Origin of the sequence: Cryobacterium flavum (genome assembly GCF_900103805.1) — a bacterium.
Taxonomy (GTDB): domain Bacteria; phylum Actinomycetota; class Actinomycetes; order Actinomycetales; family Microbacteriaceae; genus Cryobacterium; species Cryobacterium flavum.
The window spans coordinates 332,570-340,592 of record NZ_FNIB01000005.1; the positions used below are offsets into that span (position 1 = coordinate 332,570).

General features: G+C 65.2%; 8 protein-coding genes. 6 read left to right on the top strand and 2 right to left on the bottom strand.

Annotation, left to right across the window (positions count from 1 at the left end; translation table 11 throughout):
- Positions 1–124: 124 nt before the first annotated feature.
- The 3 genes from BLS91_RS09685 to BLS91_RS09695 all read left to right on the top strand — a co-directional run bounded on the left by BLS91_RS09685 (position 125) and on the right by BLS91_RS09695 (position 3,678).
- Positions 125–1,513: a TrkH family potassium uptake protein gene (locus BLS91_RS09685; protein WP_369827237.1), complete on the top strand. Its 1,389-nt coding sequence runs from the start codon at positions 125–127 to the stop codon at positions 1,511–1,513.
- Positions 1,506–2,177: a potassium channel family protein gene (locus tag BLS91_RS09690; protein ID WP_092340496.1), complete on the top strand. Its 672-nt coding sequence runs from the start codon at positions 1,506–1,508 to the stop codon at positions 2,175–2,177. Before BLS91_RS09685 ends, BLS91_RS09690 begins: the two co-directional genes overlap by 8 nt.
- A 115-nt stretch (positions 2,178–2,292) precedes the next feature.
- Positions 2,293–3,678 (top strand): MinD/ParA family ATP-binding protein, encoded by a 1,386-nt coding sequence (locus tag BLS91_RS09695; protein WP_167552431.1) that lies wholly within the window; start codon positions 2,293–2,295, stop codon positions 3,676–3,678.
- Between the two features lie 42 nt (positions 3,679–3,720).
- On the opposite strand, the gene proC is transcribed toward BLS91_RS09695, so the two are convergent.
- On the bottom strand, positions 3,721–4,569 hold the full coding sequence (gene proC, locus BLS91_RS09700; RefSeq protein WP_092340497.1) for a pyrroline-5-carboxylate reductase: 849 nt from the start codon (positions 4,567–4,569) through the stop codon (positions 3,721–3,723).
- A gap of 94 nt (positions 4,570–4,663) precedes the next feature.
- Here proC and BLS91_RS09705 point away from each other — a divergent pair, with 94 nt between their 5' ends.
- The gene (locus tag BLS91_RS09705) at positions 4,664–5,626 is read left to right on the top strand and encodes a cation diffusion facilitator family transporter (RefSeq protein ID WP_092340498.1); all 963 of its coding nucleotides are present in this window, start codon (positions 4,664–4,666) and stop codon (positions 5,624–5,626) included.
- A gap of 3 nt (positions 5,627–5,629) precedes the next feature.
- On the opposite strand, the gene tadA is transcribed toward BLS91_RS09705, so the two are convergent.
- On the bottom strand, positions 5,630–6,106 hold the full coding sequence (tadA, locus tag BLS91_RS09710) for a tRNA adenosine(34) deaminase TadA (RefSeq protein WP_206750604.1): 477 nt from the start codon (positions 6,104–6,106) through the stop codon (positions 5,630–5,632).
- A gap of 44 nt (positions 6,107–6,150) precedes the next feature.
- Between tadA and upp the strand changes: the two genes are divergently transcribed.
- Both upp and BLS91_RS09720 read left to right on the top strand, forming a co-directional pair.
- Positions 6,151–6,783 carry a uracil phosphoribosyltransferase gene (upp, locus tag BLS91_RS09715; RefSeq protein ID WP_092340500.1) on the top strand — a complete coding sequence of 211 codons (633 nt, stop codon included), beginning with the start codon at positions 6,151–6,153 and terminating at the stop codon, positions 6,781–6,783.
- A gap of 533 nt (positions 6,784–7,316) precedes the next feature.
- Positions 7,317–8,021, top strand: a complete 705-nt coding sequence (locus BLS91_RS09720; protein WP_092340501.1) for a winged helix-turn-helix domain-containing protein — start codon at positions 7,317–7,319, stop codon at positions 8,019–8,021.
- Positions 8,022–8,023: the final 2 nt, after the last annotated feature.

The window sequence follows — 8,023 nt, forward strand, 5'->3', positions numbered from 1 at the left end:
TGGGTAATCACCACCGCTGCGTAGTACCATTTCAAACTGGCAATAGTCGCAGGTCAATCGGGGGTTCCAGGTGTTGTCTCGAACCGGAACTGAACCATTTTTTCCGCGCCCACTCTCCATTTTGGTGCGCCTCCGCGATGGCGTGGATGCGCTCGCCCACAAGTCGCCATCGCGCTTCGCCATTCTGGTGTTCACCGCGCTCATCCTGGTGTTCACGGTGTTGTTCTCGCTGCCGATCGCCTCGGCCGATCGCACGATCACGCCCCTGCACGACGCCCTGTTCACTGCGGTCTCTGTCATCTGCGTCACCGGCCTCACCACGGTCGACATGGCAACGCACTGGTCAGCGTTCGGCAACATTCTCGTGTTCGTCGGCGTCAACATCGGCGGCATCGGCGTTCTGACGCTCGCGTCCCTGATGGGACTGGTCATCTCGCGGCGGCTCGGATTGCGCGCCAAGCTAATGGCGGCCAGCGACTCCAACCCCTCCCGCATCCATGCCGGCCCGGTCAACGAGGGCCAGACCGTTCGGCTCGGCGAGGTCGGCAGCCTGCTGTTGACCGTCGCGATCAGCGCACTCGTCATCGAGGTCGGCGTTGCAGCGCTGCTCTTTCCCCGCATGCTGCTTGATGGCGTCGCGATCGGCGAAGCTCTGTGGCACAGCTTCTATTACGCCGCGATGGCGTTCACCAACACCGGGTTCAACCCGAACTCCGGTGGACTCGACCAGTTCGCCGGCGACTACTGGTTTCTCGGCGCGCTCATGATCGGTGTGTTCCTCGGCAGCCTCGGGTTTCCGGTGATCTACGCCTTTGCGCGCGGCTGGCGCAGGCCGCGCCGCTGGTCGGTGCACGTCAAGCTCACCCTGGTCACGACGATCGCCCTGATGATCCTCGGCATGATCTTCTACATCATTCTCGAGTTCGACAATCCGAAGACCTTCGGGTCGCTGAATGCTGGCGACACCATCTTTCAATCGTTGTTCATGTCGGTGATGACGCGCTCGGGCGGTTTCGCAACCATCGACATCAGCGACCTGCACGGGTCGAGCCTGCTGCTCAGCGACATGCTCATGTTCATCGGTGGCGGGTCGGCGTCGACCGCTGGCGGTATCAAGGTAACGACCCTGGCCATCCTCTTTCTCGCCGCCTTTGCCGAAGCACGCGGCAAGCAGGAGATGGAAGCGTTTGGCAAGCGCATTCCGAGCGACATTTTGCGCCTCTCGGTCAGCGTCGTGCTGTGGGGCGCGACCACCGTCGCCGTCGCCAGCATCCTGATTCTGCACATCTCGAAGCAACCCTTCGACATCGTGCTGTTCGACGTGATCAGCGCCTTCGCGACCTGCGGACTGTCCACCGGACTTACAGCGGACCTGCCGCCTGAGGGCGTCTACGTCATGGCGGCGACGATGTTCATGGGCCGGGTTGGTACAGTGACTCTCGCGGCAGCACTGGCCGCAAGCCACAGCAGGCAACTGTTCAAACGCCCGGAAGAGAGACCCATCGTTGGTTGATCGCATCAAACACGACGCCCCCGTGCTCATCATCGGGCTCGGACGGTTCGGCGCAGCCACGGCCGGCCAGCTCGACCGACTGGGCCGCGAAGTACTCGTCGTCGACACGAGCGAGGCGCTCGTATCCAAGTGGTCGGAGCGCGTCACTCATGCCGTTCAAGCGGATGGCCGTTCTCTCGAGGCCCTGCAACAAATCGGCGCGCAGGACTTCTCGATCGCGGTCTGCGCCGTCGGCTCATCGGTGGAAGCCAGCGTGCTCATCGTGGCCAACCTAGTGGACCTTAAGATCCAGCAGATCTGGGCCAAGGCCATCTCCAAGTCGCACGGCAAGATTCTTGAACGCATCGGCGCCAACCACGTCATCTACCCCGAGGCCGAGGCCGGCGAACGGGTCGCCCACCTAGTGTCGGGTCGCATGCTCGACTTCATCGAGTTCGACGACGATTTCGCCCTGGTGAAGATGTACCCGCCGAAGCCGATCCGCGGCCTCAACCTCATTGATTCCGGGGTGCGCCGCAAGTACAACGTGACCGTCGTCGGCGTCAAGAGCCCCGGAAAACCGTTTACCTACGCGACAGCGGAGACCGTCGTCTCCAACCACGACCTCATCATCGTGTCCGGGGCCGAGGCCGATATCGAGCGGTTCGCCGCGCTCGGTTCCTAGCTCTCCCCCTATTTGGGGGAGACGACCGGCTAGTCTCCTATTTACGGACATTTCTCGCAGCAGCTCACCCGAGGTTGCGCGCTGACGACGTGTGCGCGAACGGAAAGGCTCACCCATGTCACCCGACGTGCCCGCTCTTGCCAACACCCCGGCCGATATTGTCGCCGCAGTTCAGACCGACACGACGGGCGAGGTGACCATCGATGGTTCCCGCCGCCGCGTCACCGGCACCGATGAAGCCGGAGTTCGCGAGGAGATCATCGGCCTCGTGGTCGAGACTGCCCGGAGCCGCGGAAAGTCGGTTCTGCTGCAGGTCAGTGACGAGCAGGGAGACTGGCCGCTGACCGTGCATCCCAACGGGAGAGTCGAATCCGCCGGACCGGTCGTCGTGGTCGGCCGCCCGAAGCCGGCGAAAACTGCGCCCCTGCCCGTTGTGAGCGACATCGAGAAACCGACGCCGTTTGCCACGCTGCTGCAGCCGCCCGTCGCAGCGCCGGCGAGCGCGCTATTCGAGTCGCTGTTGGCGCCCCCAGCGGATGCCACGCCCCCATCACCCGCAGCGTCACCCGTTGCGCCCAACCTGGCCGACTTTCTCAGCTCCCGGCCACCGGCACCAGCCGGACCGGCCGAGCACGGCTGGCAGGGCGCCGTGCGCCGCCTCAGCGGCGGCCTGGTCTCACCCACGCCGAGTTCCACCGAGCGCAGGCAGCGCACCGCCATCGCGGCCGTGCAGCGCAGCCTGAACGGCCCGCGCACCATCGTGGTGCTCAACCCCAAAGGCGGAGCGCACAAGACCACGGCGACGCTTCTCATTGCGGCCACCTTCGGCATCTACCGTGGCGGCTACACGCTCGCCTGGGACAACAACGAAACCATGGGCACGCTCGGCGTTCGCGCCCAAGCGGCCAGACACACCAATACCGCCGTCGACCTGCTGCGCGACCTCGACCGGTTTGGCGATGCCCGTTCCCGGGTGGGCGACCTCGACAACTATGTGCGCTCGCAGGGCGACGCACAGTTCGACGCGCTCGCCTCCGACCTCGACCCGGCGGGTGCAGCGAGCATCGACGACGACGCTTTTCGCAAACTGCACACGACGCTGAGCCGTTTCTACCGGGTTCTCGTCATCGACACCGGCAACAACATGCGAGCCAGCAACTGGGAGGCGGCGGTCGATACCGCCGACCAGCTGGTGATCGTGTCGACCATTCGGGAGGACACCGGTTACGGTGCGGCGTCACTGATCGACGGCCTGCGACAGAAGGGCCACGCGGACAAGGTTGCCCAGGCGGTCACCGTGCTCGCCTCGCCGTCGAAAACCGCTGACGAGCAACTGTCGAAGCGTCTGCACGACCACTTTCGCCAACTCACCCGCACGGTCGTCGACGTGCCCTACGACGCCTCACTGGTCGGTGGCGGCCCGCTCAACATTGACGCCCTGGCACCGCGCACCCGTGCAGCGTGGCTGCAAGCGACGGCGGCCATCGCGGAAGGGCTGTAAGGCGCGCAGGGCTGTAATGCGCGCACGGCTCTAGCGGGAGGCCTACGAGGCGGCGAGTTCCTTCGCACGGGCGAGTGCGGCATCCGTTGCGGCGTCGAAGAGCTCCTTTAGGCCGCCCTTTTCGAGTTCCCAGACGGCACGCTCGGTGGTGCCGGCCGGGCTGGTCACCTGGCGGCGCAGCTCGCTCGGCGACTTGTCGGAGACGGCGAGCAGCGCGCTCGCGCCGAGGAAGGTGCCGTTGACCATGACGGCGGCCTCTTCGGGGGTGAAGCCCTTGCTAATAGCCGTTTCGGTGAGCTGCTCGATCAGGTAGAACACGTAGGCCGGGCCGGAACCGGAGATGGTGCTGAGGGCGTCGAGCTTGCTCTCGGGCACGACCAGCACGTCGCCGACCGTGGCGAACAGGGCGCGGGTGAGCTCCAGGTCGGCGTCGCTCGATCGGGTGCCTGCGCTGATGCCGGTGACGGCCATGCCGACCACTGCCGGGGTGTTCGGCATGGTGCGGATGACGTGCACGGTTTCGGGCAGGAGCGATTCAAAGGTGTCGATGGTCACGCCGGCCGCGACACTCAGAATGAGCGTGCCGGGTGCAAGGGAACTGCCGATTTCGGCCAGCAGACCGGCGACCATGTAAGGCTTGACGGCGATGATGACGATCTGAGCGCCATCGATGGCCTTGAGGTTCGCATCCTTGTCGACCTCGGTCGCGTACGCGGTGACCCCCTCGGTGTCGGCCAGCTCAGCGGCCTTCACCGCGGTGCGGTTGGTGACCCGGATGCCGCCCGTGACGGTCACACCGGGCTTCAGCAGGCCGGCCAGAATGGCGCGGGCCATGGAACCGGCGCCGAGGAAGGCGATCGTGGGCAGAGTCACGTTCTGGGAAGAAGTCATCCGACCAGTCTACTTTTTTGCGCCCCCGGGACGCCCAAAACGGCCAGCCCGGGCGCAGCCTTCGACCGCAGACGCGCGGTTCTAAGATGTTTTCATGAGCGCATCCGGCGGAAACAAAGCAATCGTGGCAGCATTCGCGGCAAATCTGGGCATCGCAGTGACCAAGTTCGTGGCCTGGGGCTTCTCCGGATCGTCGTCGATGCTCGCCGAGGGGGTGCACTCGGTAGCGGATGCCGGGAACCAGCTGCTCCTGTTGCTCGGCGGTCGCAAGGCGAAGAAGCGGGCCGACCTGGAGCATCCGTTTGGCTATGGCCGGGAACGCTACGTCTACGCTTTCGTGGTGTCGATCATTCTATTCTCGATCGGCGGGGTCTTCTCGCTCTATGAGGGTTTCGACAAGCTGCAGCATCCGCATCCGCTCGAAAATGCCTGGCTGCCGATTCTGGTACTCGCCATCGCAATGGTGCTCGAAGGATTTTCGCTGCGCACCGCGATTCGGGAGTCGAATCACACCCGCGGCACACAGTCCTGGGTGCAGTTCATTCGGCACGCCAAGGCGCCAGAGCTGCCCGTGGTGCTGCTCGAAGATGTCGCGGCTCTCACCGGCCTCGCCTTCGCCTTTGTGGGGGTCGGCCTGACCATCCTCACCGATGAACCGCTCTGGGACGCCGTGGGAACTCTCTTGATTGGCGCACTGCTCGTTCTGGTCGCGATCATTCTCGGGATTGAGACCAAGAGTTTGCTCGTGGGCGAGGGCGCCAGCAAGAAGGACTTCGACGCCATAGAAGCGGCCATTCTGAACGGTCCGGAGACCAAGCGCATCATCCATTTGAAGACGCTCTACCTCGGCCCGGACGAGATTCTGGTCGGCGCCAAGCTGGCCTTCGACGGCGAGCACCGGTTCGCCGACGTCGCAACCGACATCAATGCCGTTGAAACCCGAATACGCGCGGCGGTGCCGCTGGCCCGCACGATCTATCTCGAACCCGACATCTTCTTCGACCCGAACCTGGCCAATCCGCCCACCGACACCTTTGTGATCAAGGGCCTGGAGTAGGCCTCAGCGCGCGGCCCGACGGGCCGGGTCCTCGAAAAACTCGCGCAGAACTTCGCCGCACTCGGCGTCATTGACGCCGGCGAACACCTCAACCCGATGGTTGAGCCGGCGGTCGCGCAGCACGTCGTAGACCGATCCGGCCGCGCCCGCCTTCGCGTCCCAGGCGCCGAACACGACCGTGGGCACCCGGGCGGCGAGGATCGCGCCCGCGCACATCACGCAGGGCTCGAGGGTGACGATCAGGGTGGCGCCGGTCAGGTGCCAGTCACCGGTGTGCGCGGCGGCCTGCCGGATAGCTACGACCTCGGCGTGCAGGGTCGGGTCCTGGTGCAGTTCCCGCTCGTTGCGGCCGCGCCCGATCACCACGCCCGCAGCATCGATGACGACGGCTCCCACCGGTACGTCGTCGGAGGAGAGCGCCGCGCGCGCCTCGCTGAGGGCGAGCAGCATCCACTCTTCGTGTTGATCTTGTGCACGCATGTGTCACCTTAAGCCGGGGGATTGCCTCTAGTAGAATTGAGCCTATGCGAGTCCATGTTGCCGACCACCCGCTCATCACGCACAAGCTCACCGTGCTTCGCGATAAGAACACGCCGTCACCGCTGTTCAGATCGCTCGTCGAGGAGCTCATGACGCTGCTCGCCTACGAGGGCACCCGTGGCGTGCGGGTGGAGGCCGTCACCGTGCAGACCCCCGTGTCTGCCGCCCAAGGCGTGCGCATCAGCGACCCGAAACCGCTCGTCGTGCCGATTCTGCGCGCCGGCCTCGGCATGCTCGAGGGCATGGTCAAGTTGCTGCCGACCGCCGAGGTTGGCTTTCTGGGCATGGCGCGCAACGAAGAGACTCTGCAGCCGACGACCTACGCCGAGCGCCTGCCCGACGATCTCTCGGATCGGCAGTGTTTCGTTCTCGACCCGATGCTCGCCACCGGCGGTTCGCTCATTGCCGCCATCAACTTTCTATTCGACCGCGGCGCGGTCGACGTGACGGCCATCTGCATCCTGGCCGCGCCGGAAGGGCTCGCCGCCGTGGAGAAAGCCCTGGCCGGCCGCGAAGTGACGATTGTGCTCGGTGCCGTGGACGAGAAGCTCGACGAGCAGGGCTATATCGTGCCCGGCCTCGGCGATGCCGGCGACCGGTTGTACGGCCTGGTCTGACGCCCCGGCCTTCCTCCTGATCGACGAGACCCGGCCGGCGCGCGCAGGTTCTGCGACCGGCAACACGCCAGACCCGGTTCACATCAATAATCTTTGATTGAGTAGATCCTGAGCATGGAATATTTCACAAAGTCGTGATTGTGCACGGATTCGCCTAAATGGGCGGTGCCCCGCGAACGTGGTGCGCGTCATGCGGCGACTTACCGCGACGCCAAATTGACACACGGCGTCACATTCCGCTTTACTCGCAGTTATGACAACCAGCGCACGCCCCCTGACCTCCCTCGAGGCCCCCGGGACTGCCGCCATGATGATGGCCGGCACCCCCGCCATCCGCTGTTGCCGAATGTGCCGCTAACCGAGACTTCCCCCTAGGCGTCCTGTTCCTGACTGATTTCATTTGTCAGACCGACGCCCCGAGCGCTTGTTTGAAGCACTCGCCCTCCGGCCCCACGGGCCATCCGGAGCCACCACGAAGCAGCGCTTTCGCGCATCCGTCGAGCTCCCTTCGATCGAACAGTCAAGGACCCCTCATGTCTCTCGCACAAATCCACGCCACTCGCCCCGCCCACTTCAACCGCCCCGAGCTGACCCTGGCTCCGCCGGTTGCCGCACCGCGCATTCGCGCCGTACCGACCGGCACCGAGGCTCGCGGCTTCGTGCTCTACGTCGGCATCGACGAGGCCAAGGCGGCCGCAGCCGGCACGAGCCTGAACCGTATCGTTGAGGCGCTCAAGGCCCTGGCCGCCGGCATCGCTCCCTCCGCCGAAACCTATGCCGCCGTCGCACTGGCACCGGAGGGTGCTGGCGGACGCGACGTGGACGTCGTGCGTCTCGCGTTGCAGGACCCGTCCGCACTTGCTGCGCACCGCGCAGAGCCCGAAGAGCTCGACCGCGCTCGCAGCGGTGTAGTCGTCGACATCTCCCGCAAGCGCGTCATCCTCGACAACGAGACGGCCGCGCTGACCTACAAGGAGTTCGAACTGCTGCAGTACCTCGTACTGCGCGAGGGCCGCACCATCGACCGGGCCGAGATCATCTCCGCGCTCTGGAACTCCGCCGATGAAGAAGACACCCCGAACGAGCGCACCATCGACGTGCACGTTCGTCGCCTGCGCTCCAAGCTCGGGCGCTACGAAGACATCGTGCGCACCGTGCGCGGCGTCGGCTATCGCTTCGACCGCCACGCGGACGTCGCCATCCGCCAGTCGACCACGCCGAGCCCCGACCTGTTCTAATC

What these genes read in the sequence shown, in the direction of transcription:
- BLS91_RS09695 (WP_167552431.1), top strand. Translation starts at nt 2,293, where the DNA reads ATGTCACCCGACGTGCCCGCTCTTGCCAACACCCCGGCCGATATTGTC.
- proC (WP_092340497.1), bottom strand. Translation starts at nt 4,569, where the DNA reads ATGACTTCTTCCCAGAACGTGACTCTGCCCACGATCGCCTTCCTCGGC.
- BLS91_RS09705 (WP_092340498.1), top strand. Translation starts at nt 4,664, where the DNA reads ATGAGCGCATCCGGCGGAAACAAAGCAATCGTGGCAGCATTCGCGGCA.
- tadA (WP_206750604.1), bottom strand. Translation starts at nt 6,106, where the DNA reads ATGCGTGCACAAGATCAACACGAAGAGTGGATGCTGCTCGCCCTCAGC.
- upp (WP_092340500.1), top strand. Translation starts at nt 6,151, where the DNA reads ATGCGAGTCCATGTTGCCGACCACCCGCTCATCACGCACAAGCTCACC.
- BLS91_RS09720 (WP_092340501.1), top strand. Translation starts at nt 7,317, where the DNA reads ATGTCTCTCGCACAAATCCACGCCACTCGCCCCGCCCACTTCAACCGC.